At 71.5% G+C, this 20,931-nt stretch carries 18 protein-coding genes and 1 tRNA gene; 15 read left to right on the top strand and 4 right to left on the bottom strand.

Going from position 1 to position 20,931, the window contains the following annotated elements:
- Nucleotides 1-514: 514 nt before the first annotated feature.
- The 11 genes from MR1_RS06985 to MR1_RS06935 all read left to right on the top strand — a co-directional run bounded on the left by MR1_RS06985 (nt 515) and on the right by MR1_RS06935 (nt 14,757).
- Entirely contained in the window at nt 515-1,594 is a 1,080-nt protein-coding gene (locus MR1_RS06985; RefSeq protein ID WP_067244392.1) for an ABC transporter substrate-binding protein, read from the top strand.
- Between the two features lie 70 nt (nt 1,595-1,664).
- Nucleotides 1,665-3,485 (top strand): ABC transporter permease subunit, encoded by a 1,821-nt coding sequence (locus MR1_RS06980; protein WP_067244390.1) that lies wholly within the window; start codon nt 1,665-1,667, stop codon nt 3,483-3,485.
- Entirely contained in the window at nt 3,482-4,582 is a 1,101-nt protein-coding gene (locus MR1_RS06975) for an ABC transporter ATP-binding protein (RefSeq protein ID WP_067244388.1), read from the top strand. Before MR1_RS06980 ends, MR1_RS06975 begins: the two co-directional genes overlap by 4 nt.
- Nucleotides 4,575-5,876: a M24 family metallopeptidase gene (locus MR1_RS06970; RefSeq protein WP_067244386.1), complete on the top strand. Its 1,302-nt coding sequence runs from the start codon at nt 4,575-4,577 to the stop codon at nt 5,874-5,876. The genes MR1_RS06975 and MR1_RS06970 overlap by 8 nt, the downstream gene beginning before the upstream one ends.
- Nucleotides 5,873-7,951 carry a prolyl oligopeptidase family serine peptidase gene (locus MR1_RS06965; RefSeq protein ID WP_169797660.1) on the top strand — a complete coding sequence of 693 codons (2,079 nt, stop codon included), beginning with the start codon at nt 5,873-5,875 and terminating at the stop codon, nt 7,949-7,951. The genes MR1_RS06970 and MR1_RS06965 overlap by 4 nt, the downstream gene beginning before the upstream one ends.
- Nucleotides 7,952-8,048: 97 nt before the next feature.
- Nucleotides 8,049-8,423 carry a nuclear transport factor 2 family protein gene (locus tag MR1_RS06960; RefSeq protein WP_067244381.1) on the top strand — a complete coding sequence of 125 codons (375 nt, stop codon included), beginning with the start codon at nt 8,049-8,051 and terminating at the stop codon, nt 8,421-8,423.
- Nucleotides 8,424-8,469: 46 nt separating this feature from the next.
- Nucleotides 8,470-10,104 carry a phytoene desaturase family protein gene (locus MR1_RS06955; RefSeq protein ID WP_067244378.1) on the top strand — a complete coding sequence of 545 codons (1,635 nt, stop codon included), beginning with the start codon at nt 8,470-8,472 and terminating at the stop codon, nt 10,102-10,104.
- Between the two features lie 67 nt (nt 10,105-10,171).
- A complete protein-coding gene (locus MR1_RS06950) occupies nt 10,172-10,552 on the top strand; it encodes a cupin domain-containing protein (RefSeq protein WP_067244376.1) in 381 nt (126 codons plus the stop codon).
- A complete protein-coding gene (locus MR1_RS06945; protein WP_067244373.1) occupies nt 10,549-12,000 on the top strand; it encodes an aldehyde dehydrogenase family protein in 1,452 nt (483 codons plus the stop codon). The genes MR1_RS06950 and MR1_RS06945 overlap by 4 nt, the downstream gene beginning before the upstream one ends.
- Nucleotides 12,001-12,037: 37 nt before the next feature.
- The gene (locus MR1_RS06940) at nt 12,038-13,666 is read left to right on the top strand and encodes an amidohydrolase (protein ID WP_067244371.1); all 1,629 of its coding nucleotides are present in this window, start codon (nt 12,038-12,040) and stop codon (nt 13,664-13,666) included.
- 5 nt (nt 13,667-13,671) lie between these two features.
- Entirely contained in the window at nt 13,672-14,757 is a 1,086-nt protein-coding gene (locus MR1_RS06935; RefSeq protein ID WP_067244395.1) for a PLP-dependent cysteine synthase family protein, read from the top strand.
- A gap of 46 nt (nt 14,758-14,803) precedes the next feature.
- Here MR1_RS06935 and MR1_RS06930 read toward each other — a convergent pair whose 3' ends face one another.
- Nucleotides 14,804-15,757 carry a LysR family transcriptional regulator gene (locus tag MR1_RS06930; protein ID WP_067244369.1) on the bottom strand — a complete coding sequence of 318 codons (954 nt, stop codon included), beginning with the start codon at nt 15,755-15,757 and terminating at the stop codon, nt 14,804-14,806.
- A 174-nt stretch (nt 15,758-15,931) separates the two neighbouring features.
- Here MR1_RS06930 and MR1_RS06920 point away from each other — a divergent pair, with 174 nt between their 5' ends.
- The 4 genes from MR1_RS06920 (at nt 15,932) to MR1_RS06905 (ending at nt 18,133) form a co-directional block, all read left to right on the top strand.
- The gene (locus MR1_RS06920; protein ID WP_217996195.1) at nt 15,932-16,510 is read left to right on the top strand and encodes an NADPH-dependent FMN reductase; all 579 of its coding nucleotides are present in this window, start codon (nt 15,932-15,934) and stop codon (nt 16,508-16,510) included.
- 68 nt (nt 16,511-16,578) lie between these two features.
- The gene (locus tag MR1_RS06915; RefSeq protein ID WP_067244362.1) at nt 16,579-17,235 is read left to right on the top strand and encodes a GntR family transcriptional regulator; all 657 of its coding nucleotides are present in this window, start codon (nt 16,579-16,581) and stop codon (nt 17,233-17,235) included.
- 90 nt (nt 17,236-17,325) lie between these two features.
- A complete protein-coding gene (locus MR1_RS06910; protein ID WP_067244360.1) occupies nt 17,326-17,943 on the top strand; it encodes an asparagine synthase in 618 nt (205 codons plus the stop codon).
- A 117-nt stretch (nt 17,944-18,060) separates the two neighbouring features.
- Nucleotides 18,061-18,133: transfer RNA gene (locus MR1_RS06905), tRNA-Arg, on the top strand.
- An 86-nt stretch (nt 18,134-18,219) separates the two neighbouring features.
- Here MR1_RS06905 and MR1_RS06900 read toward each other — a convergent pair.
- From MR1_RS06900 to MR1_RS06890, 3 genes are read right to left on the bottom strand one after another with little or no spacing between them, the layout of a single operon-like run.
- Complete coding sequence (locus MR1_RS06900) at nt 18,220-19,098, bottom strand: metal ABC transporter permease (protein WP_067244358.1); 879 nt, start codon at nt 19,096-19,098, stop codon at nt 18,220-18,222.
- A complete protein-coding gene (locus MR1_RS06895) occupies nt 19,095-19,841 on the bottom strand; it encodes a metal ABC transporter ATP-binding protein (protein WP_067244355.1) in 747 nt (248 codons plus the stop codon). Before MR1_RS06895 ends, MR1_RS06900 begins: the two co-directional genes overlap by 4 nt.
- Nucleotides 19,838-20,758: a metal ABC transporter substrate-binding protein gene (locus MR1_RS06890; RefSeq protein WP_067244353.1), complete on the bottom strand. Its 921-nt coding sequence runs from the start codon at nt 20,756-20,758 to the stop codon at nt 19,838-19,840. The genes MR1_RS06895 and MR1_RS06890 overlap by 4 nt, the downstream gene beginning before the upstream one ends.
- Nucleotides 20,759-20,931 lie beyond the last annotated feature (173 nt).

Genomic DNA, 20,931 nt, shown 5'->3' with positions numbered 1-20,931 from the left:
GAAACCACCCACCGCCACCAACGCCACCACCAACGGCACCACGACCAACAACACCCGACGACGACGCCGACGCACACGACGCTCATCGCGGTGCGATGCCCGCGGCCGCTCGGGTTCGGGCGAGGGGGAGGGGGCAGCGGGCTGGGGCAGGGAGGGGCGTCTCATCGGCAGGCCGTTCGTCGGTGATCGTCGCACGGGGCGCGGATCCTCGACAGGCCCGCGCCACCGCTCCGCGGGGGGAAGCTCCGATGCTCTCATCCGCAGCGCGGGGGACGCTGAGCTTTCCCTGGGTACCCGGACCCGGCGGCCGCGGACCCCTCAGCGGATCCTCGGCTCGGGCGCCACCTGCGGCGTCACACTCGGACATCGGATATCCGATGGTTATGGCGCCTATTGACAATGAATGCACCGCACCGAGCCGCCCTAGCATCGGCCCCACGGGCTCGTCGACGGTGTGAGCCGTCGCCGTCGAGGTCGTGTGATTCCCCGCAGTTCTCGCCGAAAGGATGCCGCCATGGCTGTTCGCTCACGTTCCCCGCGTCGCCTGCTCGCCCTGGGCCTGGCCGCGCTCAGTGCGGTCGCGCTGGCCGGCTGCACCTCGAGCGAGGTCGGAGGCGGCGGCGGGACGGCAGGCCCGGAAGACTCCGGCACCCTGCTGTACTCCGGCTTCGGCGGCAGCTATGAGGAGTCCATCCGCGCGGCGGTGTTCGACCCGTTCCGGGCGGAGACCGGTGCCGAGGTGCTCTTCGACACGGACGGCTCGAACGTCGCGAAACTGGCCGAGACGATCGCGGCCGGAGCCACCCCGCCGGATCTCGTCGACACGGAGTCGCGGACCCTGGCGCAGTTCATGGCCGGGGATCTCCTGGAACCGCTCGATTTCGACGAGCTCGACATCACCGACGTCGCCAGCCAGGAGACCGTCAACGACTACAGCGTGCCCTGGTACCAGTTCTCGCGGAACCTCTTCTGGAACGCCGACGCGTTCCCGAACGGCGGTCCGCAGACCTGGGCCGAGGTCTGGGACGTCGAGAAGTTCCCCGGGACGAGGTCCTTCCCGACCTACCCGACCGGCGTGCTGGAGGTCGCGCTCCTCGCGGACGGGGTGTCCGTCGACGACCTCTATCCGCTCGACATCGACCGCGCCTTCGCCAAGCTCGAGGAGATCAAGCCCAACGCGCTGTTCGGCGGACAGGAGGACGTGGCGATCGCCCAGGGCGAGGTCGTCGCCGGGCTCTACACCCTGGGCCGGATCCGCGACATCCAGTCCGGCGGGGCCAACGTCCAGTACAGCTGGGACGGCGCCGTCGTCTCGGTGCAGTCGCTGACGATCCCCCGGGGCGCGGCGAACCCCGCACTCGCGCACGAGGCGATCCAGTTCGCCCTGGAGCCCGAGCAGCAGCGGGCGGTCCTGGATGCGCTGAAGTACACCCCGAGCGTGCAGAGCGTGCTCGACGAGCTCACCCCGCAGGAGCGGGCGGACCTGCCCGGGACGCCGGAGACCAACGCGGTGTCGTTCTACATCGACGGCGACTGGTACGCCGAGAACTGGGACGAGGTGTCCTCGCGCTGGCAGGAGTTCGTCAACTCCTGATTCCCCCGCCGGACCCGGGCCGGGACCGCCGCCACGTCGGTCCCGGCCATGACACGGAGGAGGACTCACGATGGCAACGACGACTTCGAGGCAGAGCCGAGGGTGGGGGCTGTTCGCCCTCCCCGCCGTCGCGTTCGTGCTGGGCGTGTACGTGCTCTCGCTCGGCGTGCTCGTCATCCGCAGCGTCACGGAGCCGGACGGCGCACTGGGCCTCGGCGTCTACGCGTCCGTGCTCACCAGCAGCGGGTTCCAGAACGTCCTGATCAACACGGTCGTGCTGGCGATCGTCGCCGCGGTCCTGTCGGTGCTCATCGGCTATCCGATCGCGTACACGATCGCCCGGTCCCGCGGCGTGCTCCGCGGGTTCCTGTTCATCTGCGTGCTCACGCCGTATCTGACGTCGATCCTGATCCGCACGTTCGCCTGGCAGGTCGTGCTGGGGCAGCAGGGGCTGATCAACTCGGTGCTCGCCGCGCTCGGCCTGCCCAAGGCCGACCTCATCTACAACGCGGTCGCCACGACGATCGGCCTCGTGCACTCCCAGCTCCCGCTGGTGGTGCTCATCCTGGTGCCCGTGATCCAGCGGGTCGACACGAGCCGCATGCTCGCGGCGCGCAGCCTGGGAGCCGGCCCCGCCCAGGCGTTCTTCCGGGTCTTCCTCCCCGCGACCCGCCCCGGGATCCAGGTCACGTTCATCCTGGCGCTCGTCTACAGCGCGGGCTCGTTCGCCGTCCCCGCCCTCCTCGGCGGCAACTCGGGGCGCATGCTCGGCTCCTTCATCCATGGCTCGATCGAGGAGCAGGCGAACTACTCGGTCGCCGCCGCCGCCTCGGTGATCCTCGGGCTCGTCGTCTTCCTCATCCTCATCCTCTTCACGGTGCTCTCCCGGCAGAAGATACAGAACGTCGTCGCCCCGCAGATCGCGGCGGCGCCGTCCGCGTCCGCCGCGGCGGGGCCGGGGTCCGCGGACGAGACGCAGGCGATCGCCCTCGCTCAGGCCGCGGGCGGCCGCGACGAGCCGACCGTGCGCTCGTCGCTCGGGTCGCGTGCCCTCGGCGCCTTCGCCCAGGCGCTCGACCGCTCCCGGCTCAGCTATCTCAAGGGCGTCGGGACGGTCGTCTCGATCGTGCTGGCGGTCCTCGTCCTGATCCCCCAGCTGCTCGCGATCCCGATCTCGTTCTCCGGGGCCCGTGCACTCGTGTTCCCGCCGCAGAGCTGGTCCACGACCTGGTACGCGAACTTCTTCCAGCCCACGTGGCTCGACCCCACGATCATCAGTCTGCGGGTGGGGGTGATCACCGCGCTGGCGGCCACCGCGCTCGGCATGCTGGCGGCGATCGCGGTCAGCCGGACGGCATCGCGCACCCTGCGTGGCGGGATCACGCCGTTCCTGCTCATCCCCTTGATCTTCCCGGCCGTCGTGGCGGCCGGAGCCTTCTTCATCGCCTTCCTCAAGGTCGGGCTCATCGACACCCAGACCGGAATCGTGCTCGCGCACATCTCGATCACGCTGCCCCAGGCGTTCATCATCACGCTCGCCGGGATGCAGACCCTGGACCCGGACTACGAGAGGGCGGCGGCCAGCCTCGGAGCGGGGCGCGCGCGGACCGTGCGTCGGATCCTGATCCCGCTGCTGTCGGGGCAGATCCTGGCCTCGCTCTTCCTCACCTTCATCACCTCGTTCGACGAGTCCACGATCGCGATCTTCCTCTCGGGGGTGAGCGTCAAGACGCTGCCCCGACGCATCTACGAGGCCCTCGCGGTGCAGACCGATCCGACGGTGGGCGTCGTGGCCGTCCTGTTCATGGCGCTCGTCGCCGTCGTCGGGATCGGCGCGGCGGTCGCCACGCGGCTGCGACGCCGCCACATCCAGGGAAGGAACCACACGTGAGCCTCAAGCTGTCGCTGCGGGACGTGACCAAGGAGTACCACGGGGTGAGGGTGCTGACGGTGCCCGAGCTCGACGTGCACGAGGGCGAGTTCTTCTCGCTGCTCGGGCCGTCCGGATCGGGCAAGACGACCACCCTCAAACTCGTCGCGGGCTTCGAGGGGCTCACGACCGGGACGATCGATGTGGACGGGAGGGACATCGCCCCGGTGCCGGTCGAGAAGCGCAACATCGGCGTCGTCTTCCAGAACTACGCGCTGTTCCCGCACATGACCGTCGCGCAGAACATCGCCTTCCCTCTGGAGACCCGCCGTGTGCCGCGCGCCGAGATCGCGCGCCGGGTGGCGGAGGTCCTGGAGCTCGTCGACCTGACCGCGCACCGGGACAAGAACGCCGCCCTGCTCTCCGGCGGGCAGCAGCAGCGCGTGGCGATCGGGCGCACCCTCGTCTTCGAGCCGTCCCTGCTCCTCATGGACGAGCCGCTGGGCGCGTTGGACCGCAAGCTGCGCCAGCGCCTGCAGGAGGAGCTGCGGGCACTGCAGCGCTCGCTCGGGATCACGGTCGTCTACGTCACCCACGACCAGGACGAGGCGATGTCGATGAGCGACCGCATCGCGATCATGAACCACGGCGTCGTCGAGCAGCTCGGGGATCCGCGGGGGCTCTACGACCGCCCGGAGACGCTGTTCGTCTCGAACTTCCTCGGCGACAACAACACGCTCGCCGCGACCCAGGCCTCGGCCTCGTCGCTGCGGTTCGACGGCGGTGCCGAAGTGGCCTCGGCGTCCCGCTTCGCGCCCGGCACGCGGTTGTCGGCGACGCTGCGCCCTGAGCGGGTGAGCCTCGCCCGCGACGGCGGTCGCGTGCACGGCTCCACCCGCCTGACCGGGACGGTGACCGACGTCGTCGCGCTCGGCGCGGTGACCGCGTACCGCGTCGACGTGGCGGGGGTAGGAGAGCTCAAGGCGACCGTCCAGCACAGCGGGGACTACTTCTCCGCGGTCCCCGGCGACGCCGTCGCGGTCGGCTGGAGCGGCGAGGACCTGCACCTCTTCGCGGACTCCGGCGCGGCCCCCGACGACGGACTCGGGGATGAGTGACTCGCGGGAGCTCCTCCTCGCTCCCGGACCCTACGCGCCCGCCGACGGCTTCCGGCTCCCGCTCGCATGGAGCCGGGAGAGGGCCGCGGAGCTGAGGCGTCGTGTCGACCCCGAGGGGCGGACCGGGGTCCTGCTGCTGGACCCGTGGAACATCGTGGCCTTCACCGGGCTGTGGGCGCTGACCACCGAGAGGCTGCTCGCCGCGTACCTGCCTCCGGACGGCTCGGCCCCGACCTGGTTCTACCCGTGGCTCGACCACGAGCTCGTGACGACGTGGTGGTACGGGGACGGGGACTGCTACTTCGACGTCCCCGACGTGCCGGGGCAGTTCCCCCCGCACGGCACGGCGACGGCCGGGCCGGGACAGGACCGCTGGGAATGGCTGTTCGAGCGCCTGCGGCATCGGGGGCTGCGGCCCGCGACGGGCGCGGTCGACGGCTTCGTCGTCGACGCGGAGCTGCCGATGGCCGCGCGGGAGGCGGCGGAGAGGTCGTTCGGGGACGTTCCCGCCTCTGTCGCGCACCACGCCATGGCGATGCGCATGGTCAAGACGGACGAGGAGCTCGCGCTCTGGTCCCGCGCCTACCGCTACTTCGACGATGTCCATGCGTACGCGCGGGACCGGATCCGCGAGCGCGACCCGCTTCTGACGGACGCGCGTCTGCGGCTGGACATGTCGGGGCGGGTCCTGGACGAGATCATGGCCGACTACGGAGCGGATCGCTCCATGCACGGACCGGTCGGGATCACGGTCGACCTGGGCTGGGTGCGCGCGGGGCGCATCACGGGCCTTCCCCACCCGAACCAGGTCCGTCATGCGGTGATCGTGGACCAGCGCACCGTGCAGGTGTCCGGGATCGTCCAGGTGGGCGGGTGCGGGGGAGAGCTGTACCGTCCCTATCTCCTCGCGGAGCCCACGGCGCACGAACGACGTCTCTGGACGACCGCGCGCGACGGCTGCCTCCTGCTGCGCGACGCGTTGCGCGCCGGCCGGACCGGCGGCGAGGTCGCGCAGGACATCCACGGGTTCCAGCGCGCGAACGGCGTCGAGCGCTACGCGGCCACCCGGCCCTCGCACGGCCAGGGGATGGAGGGGCACCAGCCGCCGTACATCGCCCTCGGCGAGACCACCGTCCTGCAGCCGGGGATGTGCTTCTCGGCGGAACCGGGCCTCTACGACCCCGCAGGCGGGTTCGGGGCGAACTTCTCCGACACGTTCGTGGTCCAGGCGGAGGGGCCCGCGGTCCAGCTCTCGCGGCTGCCGTGGAGCGAGGAATGGTGCTGGCTCGGATGAGGGGGACGGAGGTCGACGACGATCTGTCCCGGTGGGACTGGATGCGCGGGGATCCGGAGCAGCCGCCGCTGGACGCGTGGCTCGCCGAGCGAGCCGCCGAGCGTGCGGCCTTCCGGCAGGATCCCGTGGTCCGGCCCCTGCGCGAGCGCGCTGCGGCGGCGCTGGCGTCCGCCACCGCCCTCGGTCATCAGGGCACCCCGTTCCTCGCCGGCGGCGCCGTGCTCAGCCTCGACCGGCTGCCCGGACACGCGCACCGGACGATCGTGCGACGCACGCCGGGCGCTCCGGCACCTCATCCGCTGCTCGACGGGGCGGACGCCGGGATCGACTGGTTCCACCCCAGCCCCACGGGCCGCTTCCTCGCCCTCGGCCGCTCGCAGCGCGGATCCGAGCAGTCGGTCGGCACCGTGCTCGACACCGGGACAGGGAGACTCCTCGCCGATCGGCTCTTCGGGGTGCGTCACGCGTGCGTCTCGTGGCTGCCCGCGGAGGACGCCTTCGTCTACAGCCGTTACCCCGGAGGACGGGACTACGGTCGCGAGCTCTGGATCCACCGCCTCGGCGAGAGCCAGGGCGCCGACGTCCTGCTCTGGCCGAACACCCCCGACAGCACCGACTGGCCCGACGTGGAGGTCTCGCCGGACGGGACACGCGCGCTCGTGCACGTCTCGATCGGGTGGACGCGGACGGACGTGTACCTGGTCGACCTGCGGGACGAGAGCCGCGTGGCGCTCGTCGAGGGTCGAGAGGCGATGACGCGCCTGCACTTCACCCCCTCCGGAGGGATCCTCGGAGTCACCGGGATCGACGCCCCGCGCGGACGGCTGGTCCGCGTGGAGCCGGGCGACCCCGGGCCCGCGCACTGGCAGGAGCTCCTGCCGGAGGGAGATGCGGTGCTGGAGGACTGCTCCGCGCGAGACGACGGGGTGTTCCTCGTCGGCGAGCGGGAGATGTCCGGCGTCGTCGGCTTTCTCCCCCTCTCCGTCGAAGCCCCTGCGCCGTCTGCCACGGACGACGTCGAGTGGGCCCGGCTCGGGATCGGGGACGTGGGGATCGCGTGGCCCACACCGGGGCGCTCGACCATGCGCGACCGTGTCGTGCGCCACCGGGCCCACCGGACCGCCGTCTTCGCGTGGTCGAGCCTCACCGCTCCCGCACGGATCATGGAGTGGACGCCCGGCTTGGCGCCGCGCCCGCTCGACCCCGGTGAACCCGTCGACCAGTCCTTCCGGACCCGGTCCCTCTCCGTGGAGGCGGGCGACGGGGAGCACGTCCCCGCGCTGGTCCTCGAGCCGGTCGGTGCCGACGGGCCGCTCCCGACGCTCCTGCACGGGTACGGCGGGTTCGGGCTGTCCTCCACCGGCGGGTACTCGGACGTGGCGCGGGCCTGGGTCGCTCTGGGCGGGCGCTACGTCGTGGCCGGTCTGCGGGGTGGACGGGAACGCGGCGCGGCCTGGCATGAGGCGGGCAGGCTCCAGCGGCGGCAGCGGGTCTTCGACGACTTCGCCGACGTGGCCGACGCCCTCGTCTCGCGGGGGCTGTGCACCCGGGAGCGCCTCGCGATCTGGGGCAGCAGCAACGGCGGGCTGCTCATCGCGGCCACGATCGTCCGGCGCCCGGACCTCTGCGCGGCCGCGCACGCCGCGGTCCCGATGACGGACATGCTCGGGTACCACCGCCTCTCGATCGCACGGCTCTGGGCCGGGGACTTCGGCGATCCGACGGACCCCGGCTCACGGCCGTGGATCCGCGCCTACTCCCCGATGCACAACCTGCCGGACGGATCCGTGGCGCTGCCCGACATCATCGTCACGACAGGACGCAACGACACGCGGGTCGCGCCGTTCCACTCCTACGCGTTCGTCGAGGCGCTGCGCGAGCGGCGGGACCAGGGAGCCCGATCGGCGCTCCTGCTGGCCGAGGACCCGGACGCCGGGCACGGCGTCGGCAAGCCCGCGGACGCCTTCGTCGACGAGCGCGCCGACGTCTTCGCGCTCTTCCTCTCCGCGTTCGCACGGCGTCTCGGGGAGAGCGGCGACGCCGAGGACGACGCGGCTGATTCGGTCTCGTTATGAGCGTCATCGGGTACGGAGGAGCAGGGGCCCGGCTGACCTACGCTGGCCCCGCGAGCGCATCACGCCCGCCGCACGACAGCCCCTCCGAAGGAGTCACATGAGCACCGCCGTCGAGACCGAGCGCGCGATCGAGCGCGTCGTGCACTCCGTCGCCTACATCCTCGACGCCGGGGAGTACGACCGGATGGGCGAGGTCTTCCACGCCGACGTCCTCTTCTCGAACCCGGGACGACTCGAGGCGCAGGGGCTGGCGACGCTCATCGAGCGCTTCCGGGGCATCGCGAACCCGGCGCGGAGCCACGCCAACTCGAACGTCGTCGTCACCCTGGTCGACGAGCGCACCGCCACCTCGGTCTGCAAGGCGCACACCGTGCGGTCCGACGGCGAAGTGGCGCCGGCGGAGTACCGGGACGTGCTCACGCTCACGGACGAGGGCTGGCGGATCTCGGAGCGCCGGATCCGTCCCCTGTGAGACGGGCCGGAGCGCGAAGGCCAGGACAGGACACAGGAGGAGCGACATGACGGACGGCTTCGATGCGATCGTGGTCGGCGGCGGCCACAGCGGGCTCGTCGGCGCCTTCTACCTGGCGCGCGCCGGCTGGAAGGTGCTCGTGCTGGAGGCCCGGAGCGTGGTCGGCGGCTGCTGCGTGACCGAGGAGGTCGTCCCGGGGTACCGGTGCAGCGCCGTCTCCAACTCGAGCCACAGCCTCGATCCCCGCATCATCGCCGACATGGAGCTGACCTCGTTCGGGTTGCGGTACACGTCCCCGCCGCTCGGGTCGCTCACGCTGTTCGAGGACGGGCAGGCGTTCGTGCCATGGCCGGATCGCGCGCAGCGCCGCGCGCAGGTGGAGCGGTTCGCGCACGGGCCGTCCGACGTCGAGGGCTTCTTCGGCGTCCTGGAGCGGATCCGCCGGGTGGCCCAGCGGATGCGCGTCTCGTTCCACGAGGCGCCGCCCACACTGGCGGAGGTCGCGGCGCGGTTCACCACCGCGGAGGAGACCGAGGACTTCAACGCGCTGATGTTCGGCAGCGTCGGCGACCTCCTCGATCAGCACCTGCGCTCGCCGCATCTCAAGGCGTTCTTCGCCGCGACCGCCGTGGCGACGAACCTCGTCGGCCCGTACACCCCGGGGTCGGCGTATCTGCTGCTGCAGCGGCCACTGTACGAGGAGTCGATGGCCGCGTTCGGCGTCGACGACCGCAACGACCTGATGATGAAGAACGCGGCGCCCCTGGGCGGCATCGGATCGGTCACCCAGGCCATGGCGCGCTCGGCCGAGGCGCGGGGAGCGCGGATCGAGGTCGACGCCCCGGTCGAGCGGATCCTCACCGACGGGGGACGGGTCGTCGGGGTGCGACTGGTCGACGGACGGGAGTTCTTCGCGCCCCGGGTGCTCTCCAACGCCGACCCCAAGCGCACCCTCACCGAGCTCGTCCGCCCGGAGGACCTTCCGGACGAGTTCGTCGCCCGCGCGCGGCGGCTCAAGATGGACGGCACCAGCGCCAAGGTCCACATCGCGATGACCGGCGCGCCGCGGTTCGCCGCCGCCGAGGACGAGGCGCAGAACGAGCTGTTCCTCCCGACGAACTTCCGCGTCGCCTCCTCGATGGAGGTCCTCCAGGAGGCCTACAACGAGGCGATCATGGGTCGATGGTCGCGGCGGGTCACCGTGACGGGACTGATGGACTCGGCGATCGATCCCGAGGTCGTCGACACCCCGGGTCATCACATCATGAGCCTCAGCGTCCGCGGTGTCCCCTACCACCTCGCGGAGGGCACCTGGGACGACCAGCGCGACGAGCTCGGCGAGGCCGTGCTGGCGACGGTCGCGACCCACATGCCCAACGTGCCGGACATCCTCGACGCCGTGCACGTCTACACGCCGCTCGACCTCGAGCGGGAGTTCGGGCTCGTGGAGGGATCCGGGTCGCACGGGGACATCGTCCCGGGCCGGATCCTCGACGCCCGACCCCTCGCCGGCGCCGCCGACTACACGACGCCGCTGAAGGGGCTGTACCTCTGCGGGGTCGGGACCTGGCCGGGCAACTTCATGAGCGGGGTCACCGGGCACAACGCCAGCAATCGGATGATCGCGGACCGGGAGAACGGCACGACGGCCTACGACGAGATGGAGCCGCAGGTCGGCTGACCAGCGCATCGGCAGGAGACCGCCCTGCCCCACCCTGCCCTCTGCGGGCGACACGAAAGGACGACCCATGATCATCGGACGCGGACACCGCGACGGAGCCCCCTCGGGCAAGCGCGACGAGACCACCACCGGCGGCGTCTGGTCGGACATCCTCCTCAACAAGGACGGCGTGCGCTCCGCCAACATCATGTTCCCGCCGGGCGGACGCACCCACTGGCACACCCACCCCGGCGGCCAGTTCATCTACACGTTGCAGGGCGAGGGATGGATCCAGGAGCGCGGCGGGGAGCGGGTCGTCGTGCGTCCGGGAGACGTCGTATGGACCGAGCCGAACGTGGAGCACTGGCACGGCGCGACCGACACCAACCTCGTCACCCAGGTGATCCTGCACTTCGAGGACGTGCGCTGGACCGGTCCGGTCAGCGACGAGGAGTACGCGGCGTCATGACCGGAACGGGGGGTGCGCGGTCGCGGATGCTGATCGGGGGCGAATGGGTGCCCGCGGCCTCCGGCGCGACCTTCGCGGTGTGGGATCCGGCGACCGGCGACCGCCTCGCCGACGTCGCGGACGCCGGCTCCGCGGACGTCCGCGCCGCGATCGCGGCGGCGGGCGCGGCGTGGGAGAGCTGGCGGGACACCGTCGCATCCGACCGGTACGCGACGCTCCAGCGCGCGGTCGCGATCCTCCGGGACCGTCAGGGCAGGATCGCCGACCTCATCGTGCGGGAGACCGGCAAGCCGCTCGCCGAGGCCAGGGGCGAGATCGCGAACAGCCTGCGGTTCTTCGACTTCTTCAGCCACGAGGCGCTGCGCCTGCCCGGGGAGTACTGGCCGCGGGTCCAGGAGGACCGGGACGCGTACGTCGTCCACGAACCCGTCGGTGTGGTCGCCGCGATCACCCCGTGGAACTTCCCCGCCTTCATGGTCGCCTGCAAGGTCGGCGCGGCGCTCGCCGCCGGCTGCGCGGTGGTGCTCAAGCCCGCCGAGCAGACGCCTCTGACCGCCCTCGCGATCGCCGAGGCGTTCGTGGACGCCGGTCTTCCCGCGGGCGTCCTGTCGGTGGTGCCCACGAGCGATCCGGCCGCGATCGGAGAGGTGCTCCTGGAGCACCCCGAGGTCGCGTGCCTCACGTTCACGGGCTCGACGGCCGTGGGGCAGCGTCTGCTCGCGGGAGCCGCCGGCGGCGTGAAGAGGATGCTCCTGGAGCTCGGCGGCAACGCCCCCGTGATCATCACCGACGACGTGGAGGTCGACGCGGTCGTCCGTCACGTCGTCCGGGCGCGCTACGCGAACGCCGGGCAGGCGTGCGTGGCGGCCAACCGCGTGTACGTGCACCAAGGGGTGGCCGATCGCTTCGTCGAGCGTTTCACGGATGCCGTGCGCGGCCTCCGCGTCGGGGATCCGTGGGACGCGGCGACGGACATCGGCCCGCTGATCGACCGGCGGGCGGTCGAGACCCTGGAGGATCAGATCGCGCGCGCCCTGGCGGGCGGCGCGTCGCTCGTCGCCGGGGGGCGACGGGTCCGCGACACCGCGACCAGCGCGTTCCTGGAGCCGGGCGTGCTCACGTCCGAGGGAGGGATCGGCGTCTTCTCGGAGGAGTTCTTCGGACCGATCGCGAGCGTCGTGGTCGTCCAGGACGACGACGAGGCGGTGCGCCGGGCCAACGACACCACCTACGGGCTGAGCGCGTACGTGTTCAGCGGGGACGAGGGGCGGGGGCGCCTCATCGCCGACCGCGTCCGCAGCGGGAACGTGGGCGTCAACTGCGCGCTGACCAGCGATCCGGCCCTCCCCTTCGGCGGGGTTCGGATGAGCGGGATCGGACGCGAGCGCGGTCGCGCCGGCGTCCTGGAGTTCCTCGAGAGCAAGACGATCCAGATCGCGCGGCGCTGAGGCGCCCGCGGGAGAAAGCGGGAGAGAAGGAGCGGAGATGGCCAACGAACTGTGCATCGTCGGAGGGCGCGTCCTCACCATGGACGCGGAGGACCGGGTCGCCCAGGCGCTTCGGAGCGTGGACGGCGAGATCGTGGCGGTCGGGACGGACGAGGAGATCCTCGCCGCCGCGACCGCGGACGCCGAGATCGTGGACGTCAAGGGGGCCACGGTCCTCCCGGGCCTGATCGACGCCCACTCCCACATCGAGATGCTGGCGTACGCGTGGGAGCTGGCCGAGGACGTCCGCGCCGCCCGGGTCTCGTCCATCGAGGAGCTCGTGCTGGCCCTGCGCGCCAGGGCGGGACGCACGCCGGAGGGCGAGTGGGTGATCGGCCACGGTCAGCACTTCCAGGACTCCCTCTTCGAGGAGCAGCGGTTCCCGGACCGGCACGACCTCGACCGCGTCTCGACGAGCCATCCGGTCATGTACCGCTCCAGCTTCCACACGAACATCTTCAACTCGGCGGCCCTCGCGCGGATGGGCGTGACGGCGGCGACGCCGGACGCCCCCGGCGGACGCATCGAACGGGACGAGGACGGCGAGCCCACGGGACGCACCTTCGACATGTTCGCCGCCATCGGCGGTCCGCAGGCCCCCGTCCCCGTGCTCGCGGACGCGATCGAGCGGGTCCAGGAGATGTACCTCCGCGTCGGGGTCACGGGGCTCGGCGAGATCTCGCTGCTCTCCCACGGTCTCGACGCCATGCTGGACCTCGCTCGTCGCGGGGAGCTGAAGCTGCGCACGACCTCGTACGCGACGTACCCCAACGTGGTGGACGAGGAGACCGTGACCGGTGGCGCGCTGGCGCAGAGGTTCGAGGGCATCGACGAGGATCGCCTCAAGCTCGGCGGCGTGAAGCTCTTCCTCGACGGCGGCCTCACGTCCCTCGCCGCCGCGCTCACCGAGGACTACCCGGACAAGCCCGGCTACCGCGGCGAGCTCGCCTACGAGCAGGAGGAGCTTCGTGCCTGGGTGTCGCGGGTGAGCGGGCTCGGGCTCCAGATCGCGATCCACGCGATCGGGGACAGGGCGCTCGACGAGGCGCTGGACGCGATCGAGGCCGCCGGCGACGGCGCCCGACGGCTCCGGCACCGGATCGAGCACGCGGGCAACCTCTGGATGACGCCGGAGCGGATCGCCCGCCTCGTCGAGCTCGGGGCGGTCCCCGTCCCCCAGCCCGCGTTCATCCTCACCACCGCGCTCGGGTACCGTCGACACCTCGGCGACCGCATCGGCGACCTGATGCCGTTCCGCAGCCTGATCGACGCGGGCCTCGCGCTGGTCGGCAACAGCGACGCGATCGGCATCACCGCCGATCAGCACGACCCGTTCCCGGCGATCCAGGCGGTGATCACCCGGCACACGCACGACGGCCAGCCGGTGGACCCGCACCAGGCGCTGACCCTCATGGAGTCGCTGGGGATGTACACCCGGGACGCGGCGTACGCCGTGCAGCGGGAGGACGAGATCGGATCCCTGGAGCCGGGCAAGCGCGCCGATTTCGTCATCCTGGACGAGGACCTCCTCACGCTCGACGCGGAGGACATCGGGGCGATCCGTCCGCGCGAGACGTGGATCGACGGCGAGCGCGTGTATGCGCGCGACGTGCTTCCCGAGGGGTGATCCCGATGGGGCACGGCCCGGACCGCACGGCGACGACGTGGTGCGCGGAGGCGATCCGCCTGCTCCAGGCGGACGCCACCCGCAGCGCCGACACCCACCTCCACCTGTTCCCGCTCGCGCCGGAGTGGGGCATCGACCTGTATCTCAAGGACGAGTCCGTCCATCCGACCGGATCCCTCAAACACCGACTGGCGCGCTCGCTCATCCTCTACGCGCTGGTGAACGGGCGGATCGGACCGGAGACGACGCTCGTGGAGGCGTCGAGCGGCTCCACGGCCGTGTCCGAGGCGTACTTCGCGCGGATGCTGGGGCTGGACTTCGTCACGGTGCTGCCCCGGACGACCAGCCGCGAGAAGATCGAGCTGATCGAGTTCTACGGCGGGCGCTGCCACTTCGTCGACCGCGCCCCGGAGATGTCGGGAGCGGCCGAGCGCCTGGCGGCCGAGGTCGGCGGCTACTTCCTCGACCAGTTCACGAACGCCGAGCGGGCGACGGACTGGCGGGGCAACAACAACATCGCCGAGAGCGTGTTCGGGCAGATGGCCGAGGAACGGCACCCGATCCCGGCGTGGATCGTCGTCGGTGCGGGGACCGGCGGCACGAGCGCGACCTTCGGCCGCTACGCGCGCTACCGGCGTCACCCCACGAGGATCGCCGTCGCGGATCCGGAGGGATCCGCCTTCGCCGAGGCCTGGCGGAGCGGGGACATGACCGTGACGACCGGCAGGGGGTCGCGCATCGAGGGGATCGGTCGTCCCCGGGTGGAGCCCTCGTTCGTGCCGACCGTGATCGACGAGATGTTCTCCGTGCCGGATGCCGCCTCGATCGCGGCGATCCGGATGCTCCGCGAGCGGACGACCCACTGGGCGGGCGGATCCACGGGCACCAGTCTCGTCGCGGCGTTCCAGATCATCGCCCGCATGCGCGAGCGCGGGCAGACCGGCAGCGTCGTCGCCCTGATCTGCGACGGCGGCGCGCGCTACGCGCACACGTACTACTCCGACGACTGGGTCCGTGAGCAGGGGATGGACCTGCGTCCGCACCGGGAGCGGATCGACGCCTTCCTGGCGACCGGGCGGTGGCGCGACTGACCCCGCGGGGTGCCTGAGTCCTCGTCCGGCCTCGGCGGCCAAAGGGTCAGACGACGACCGATCCGGGGCGGTTCAGCCGCCACGGGGTGCCGTCGAGGCCGGCGATGACACCGGTCGTCAGCTTCACGGCGGGGATGGAGGACCGCTCCGGCATGGTCGCCACGTGGATCGTCCGGTACTCCTGGGGGTTCGTGGGCTTGATCACGCAGCCCCGCGGGATCGCCGCGGTCGTGAGGGGGAGCCGCGGCAGCAGCGAGACGCCGAACCCGCGCGCGACGAGGCCGAGCACGGCGATGAAGTTGTCGGTCGTCATGGAGACCTTCGGCGTGAATCCCAGGTTCCGGCAGACCTCCTCGGTGTGCCATCCGGAGATCCAGTCGTCGTCCTCCAGGTCCACGAGATCGACCGTGGTCTCGTCGGCGAGGGGGTGGTCGCGGGGGAGAACGGCGTAGAGGGGGTCGACGAACAGGGCGTTCGACTCGATGCCGAAGCTCTCGAACGCCGCGTCCATCTCCGCCGCGTCGTATCCGCACACGAGGGCGACGTCGCACTCCCCGCTGGCGAGGGCCTCCAGGGAGTCGTGCGGCTCGGACTCGGTGTAGGAGATGGCGATGCCGGGGCGGGCCGTGCGCACGTCGTTGAGCAGGGTCGGCACGAGCGTGGACGAGGCGGACGGGAAGCCGCGCAGCCGGACGTTCCCCGACCGCAGCTGGGTGAGCCCGTCGAGCTGGGTGAGGACGTCGTCGACCGCGCCGATGACCTGCGGCGCGATCGCCGCGATCGCCGTGCCGGCCTCGGTGAGCTTGATGCGCCGCCCCAGACGGGTGATGAGCGGCATGCCGATCCGGCTCTCCGCGCGCTGGAGGTGCTGGCTGACCGCCGGCTGGCTGTATCCGAGCCGTTGCGCGGCGGCGGTGATGGACCCTTCCTCCTCGATGGCGCTGAGGATGCGGATCGTGCGCAGCTCGATGTCTCGGGCGCCTTCGCCGGTGGGGGTCATGCTCTCACGCTACCGCCGCGCAGGTCCGGGCGCCCGCGGCGTGACGGGCGGTGACGGCCCGGCGACGCCGCCGGTGGGACACCGCCGACATGTCGGCTCGGTGATCTGGCGTGCATGCGGCGGCAGGAGCACACTGTCGGTGATGCCGGGGGATCCGGCCGAGCCGAAGGAGCTGTGATGACGTACCGAGTCGGATACTTCGTGGGGAGCCTGTCCTCCACATCCATCAACCGCGTGCTGTCCCGGGCGCTGATCCGGCTGGCGCCGGACGACCTGGAGTTCCACGAGATCGGGATCGGCGGCCTGCCGCTGTACAGCTCGGACTTCGATGCCGACTACCCGGCGGAGGGTCGTGAGCTCAAGGCGGCGATCGAGTCCAGCGATGCCGTGCTGTTCGTGACGCCGGAGTACAACCGCTCGATCCCGGGCGCCCTGAAGAACGCGATCGACTGGGCCTCCCGCCCCTGGGGCCAGAACTCGTTCGACCACATCCCGGCGGCGGTGATCGGCGCCTCGATCGGCGCCATCGGCACGGCCTTGGCGCAGCAGTCGCTGCGCAGTGTCCTGTCATTCTGCAACGCCCGGCAGATGACGGCGCCGGAGGCGTACATCCACTTCAGTCCCGAGGTGTTCCTCGAGGACGGGACGATCACGAAGCCCGACACGGAGGAGTTCCTGCGGGCCTACATGGCCGAGTTCCGCGAGCACATCGAGCGAGTGCTCACCGTGCTCCCGCGTCAGCAGGGGGAGTGATCCCCGGCGCGGCCCCGGCGCGAGGCGTGCCGGGGCCGCACCGGGTCGGGCGGTGTCACAATGGGCGCATGGCGAGCGGGGGCGGTGAGGAGCTCGAGTCGGCACGCGTGGCTCGCGTACTGCGTGAGGAGATCCTGCACGGCGACCGGGCGCCGGGGTCCCGCCTGATCGAGCGGGACATCGCCGCGGCGCTGGGGGTGAGCCGTCTTCCCGTGCGCGAGGCGATCCGCAAGCTCGGCGCCGAGGGGATCGTCGTCTCGCGTCCGCGCTCGTGGGCGACGGTCCGGATCTTCACCGAGCGCGACATCGAGGAGCTCGGAGAGGTCCGTGACGCCCTGGAGGGCTTCCTGTTCGTGCTGGCGGCACGCCGCCACGACGAGCCCGGACTCGCGCGTCTGCGCGCGGTCATCGAGGCCGAGCGCGCTGCGGCCCTGCGCGGCGACCACGCCGCCGCGCAGGACGCGGCGGCGGAGTTCCACCTCGCAGTCACCCGTCTCGCGAACAACTCCGCGTTCGACGAGATCGTCTCCGGCACCCTGACCCGTCTGCGGTGGGTCTTCGGTCAGCACGACGACCTCGGCGGCATGGTCGACGAGCATGAGGCGCTGTACGAGGCGATCGCCGCGAGGGACGAGGCACTCGTCCGCGAGCGGATCACCGATCATCTGCGCCGCGGGCGCGTGCAGGCGATGCGTCGCCTCCAGGCCCTCCCCGTCGAGCGATGACTGCGTCGCCGGGCGCCCTCGCCTCGACGGGCGGATCCGCCCCGTCCGTGTCGCCGGGAGCGGGTACGCTCGAAGCCTGAGGAGGTAGCGGTGGGACGGACTGCGGATGCCATCGCCGAAGGCGTCGCCATCGCGACGTCGGCCGCGCGCCTCGTCGTGAAGAACCACATCCTGGTCGGGACGATCGGGCAGGGCGGATCCTTCGACGTGGAGCGCTACGTCCAGGACGCCCGGGATGCGCTGCGGGGTCTCGCCGCCGAGTCCGCCGAGGCGGCTGATCTCGCCACGCGGCTGCGCAAGCGCGCGCACGGGCGCCACTCCGACCCCGTCGGCACCCACGACTACCGCGACCGCGACGTGCGCAATCTGAAGCGCCGCGCCAAGCAGGCGGCGGGCGTGGCCCAGCGTCTGGAGGCCATGGCGGAGGACCACGAGGCGCTGCGTGAGCTGGTGGAGCAGGCCCGGCGCGCGGCGTGGGGCGACGTGGCCAGCAACCTGCAGCGCCGGTTCCAGGTCGAGGCCATGCGGCCGGACCAGGACCCCGACTACGCGGTGATGCGCGAGGCGCGCATGCAGGCGCTGCGCCTCGTCGATCTGCAGGCGCTGTCGTCGGAGCAGCGCGCGCGCCGCAGACGGCGCGAGAAGGCCGAGAAGGCCGCAGCCAAGGAGGCCGCGCGGGAAGAGCGCAAGGCTCGCCACAACGGGTGAGGGGGCGCTCATCCGGGACCTTTCGGGGCCGGCGGACGGGCGCTCCGGCTCGATTCGCGTTGCGCGACGCCGTGAGGTATTGTTGACGAGGCCCGCGAGAGCGGAACAAGCCGGAATGCGCCTCTAGCTCAATGGATAGAGCATCTGACTACGGATCAGAAGGTTGGGGGTTCGAGTCCCTCGAGGCGCGCACTGTGTTGAGACAGTAAGAGGAAGGCCCCGCTTCGGCGGGGCCTTCCTCGTCTCCGGGCGCTGTTCCTCGGATCCTCCTCCGGGTCAGCCGTCCGTGCGCGCGAGGAGGCGTCGCCGACGAGCGCGGCCGAGCTGACGGCGCAGCAGTCCATGGCGCGGGCTGAACAGGTACACGACCGCGAACACCGCCCCCTGGGCGAGCACCACCATGCCGCCGGAGGCCGTGTCGAGCCAGTAGCTCAGGTAGATGCCGAGGACCGAGCAGGTCACGGACAGCACCGGCGCGATCACCAGCATCCGGCCGAAGCGGTCGGTGAGCAGGTACGCGGTGGCACCCGGGATGATCAGCATCGCGACGACGAGGATCACGCCGACGACCTGCAACGCCACCACCGCGGTGAGCGCGAGAAGGCCCAGCAGAAGGGCGCCGAGGAGGCGGGGGCTCAAGCCGATCGCGTGGGCGTGCGTGGGGTCGAAGGCGTAGAGCGTCAGGTCGCGCCGTTTCAGGACGAGGGCGAGGAAAGCGATCGCGCCGAGCACGCCGATCTGGATCAGGTCGCCGGTCGAGACGCCGAGGATGTTCCCGAAGATGATGTGGTTGAGGTCGGTCTGACTCGGCGTCACCGAGATCAGGACCAGCCCGAGTGCGAACAGCGTCGTGAACACGATCCCGATGGCGGCGTCCTCCTTCACACGACTGGTGCCGCGGACGAGCCCGATCAGGATGACGGCGAGGAACCCGAAGACCAGTGCCCCGAGGGCGAACGGGGCGCCGAGCACGTAGGCGATGACGACGCCGGGGAGCACCGCGTGCGACACGGCGTCACCCATGAGCGACCAGCCGACCAGCACCAGCCAGCACGACAGGAGGGCGCAGACGATCGCCGCGATGGCGGTCGTGACCAGCGCGCGCACCATGAAGTCGTACGCGAGCGGCTCGAGGATCAGATCCCACGGGGTCATGCCGCGTCCCCCCGGTCCCGGCCGAGGACGTCGAGCCCGAAGGCCATCGCGAGGTGTTCCGGGCGGAGCACCTCCTCGACCCCCGCGTGCAGGAGCACCCGGCGCATCAGCAGGATCGCCTCGTCGGCGAGCTCCGGGAGCGCCTGGAGATCGTGCGTGGAGACGAGCACCGTCTTCCCGTCGGCGGACAGCTCGCGCAGCAGGCGCACGATGGTCGCCTCGGAGCGCTTGTCGACGCCGGCGAACGGCTCGTCCAGGAGCAGGATCTGCGCCCCCTGGGCGATCCCGCGGGCGACGAACGTGCGCTTCTTCTGCCCGCCGGAGAGTTGGCCGATCTGCCGGTCGGCGTACTCGGTGAGCTCCACCCGCTCCAGGGCCTCGGCCACGGCGGCGCGGTCGGCGGGCCGCGCTCGCCGGGTGAGTCCCTGCCGTCCGTACCGGCCCATCATCAGGACGTCGCGCACGGAGACGGGGAAGGCCCAGTCCACGTCCTCGCTCTGCGGCACGTATCCGATGAGTCCGCGCTTGCGGGCTGCGGAGGGTTCGACGCCGTCGATGAGGACCCGTCCCCGGTCGGGGCGGACCATGCCCATGATCGTCTTGAAGAGCGTGGACTTGCCGGATCCGTTCATGCCGATCAGGCCGCACACGCGGCCGGAACCGACGCGGGCGGTCACGGCGTCGAGCGCGAGCACCTCGCCGTAGTGGACCGTGACGCCCTGGACGTCGATCGCGGCGGTCATCGGGCGCGTCCCGTCAGTGCCCGGGCGATGGTGTCGGCATCGTGGCGGATGAGGTCGAGATAGGTCGGCACGGGTCCGTCCGCCTCGGAGAGGGAGTCGACGTACAGGGTCCCGCCGAAGACGGCGCCGGTCGCCTCCACCACCTGCTTCATCGGTCGATCCGAGACGGTGGACTCGCAGAACACCGCGGGCACGTCGTGGGCCTGGACGAACTCGATCGTCGCCGCGATCTGCTGCGGGGTCGCCTGCTGTTCGGCGTTCACCGGCCAGATGTAGCGCTCGGCCAGACCGGCGTCGCGGGCGAGGTACGAGAACGCCCCCTCGCACGTGACGAGCGCGCGCTGGCTCTCCGGCAGGGTGCTCAGCTCGGCGACGAGCTCATCCTGCACGGTCTGGAGCTCCGCCTTGTAGGCCTCCCCGTTCGCCGCGTAGTCATCGGCGTGTGACGGGTCCAGCTCGCGGAAGGCGTCCACCATGTTGTCCACGTAGAGCTGGACGTTCAGCGGGCTCATCCACGCGTGCGGGTTGGGTGTGCCCGCATACGCATCGGCGGTGATGTCCATCACCTCGACGCCGTCGGAGACGACGACGTGCGGCACGTCGAGCTCCTCCACGAACTGGGCGAACCACAGCTCGAGGTTCAACCCGTTGTCGAGGATCAGGTCGGCGTCGGCGGCCCTGCGGATGTCGCCGGGGGTGGGCTCGTAGCCGTGGATCTCGGCTCCCGCCTTGGTGATCGACTCCACGGCGAGATGGTCGCCCGCGACGTTGCGGGCGATGTCCGCCAGCACGGTGAACGTCGTCAGGACCCGCGGGCGGTCGTCGTCGGGCGCGGCGCTCGGGCCCGCGCAGGCGGAGAGGACCAGGGACGACGCGAGCACGGTCGCGGCGAGCAGTCGGAGGCGAGGTTTAGGCATACCGAAACCCTATGTTTTCGGCGCACCGAAAACAAGCCGGGATCGGCGTCAGGGGGCAGCCGCCTCCGCGCTCCCCGCCCAGATCGCTCCGTGGTCCGCCAGGGCGGACAGCAGCCGCAGCCGCTCGTGGCTCTCCGAGCCGGATCCCGCACCAGCACCGGGATCGAGGATCT

Source organism: Microbacterium resistens NBRC 103078, from assembly GCF_001552355.1.
GTDB lineage: Bacteria > Actinomycetota > Actinomycetes > Actinomycetales > Microbacteriaceae > Microbacterium > Microbacterium resistens.
This window is presented reverse-complemented; position numbering and strand designations above follow the sequence as displayed.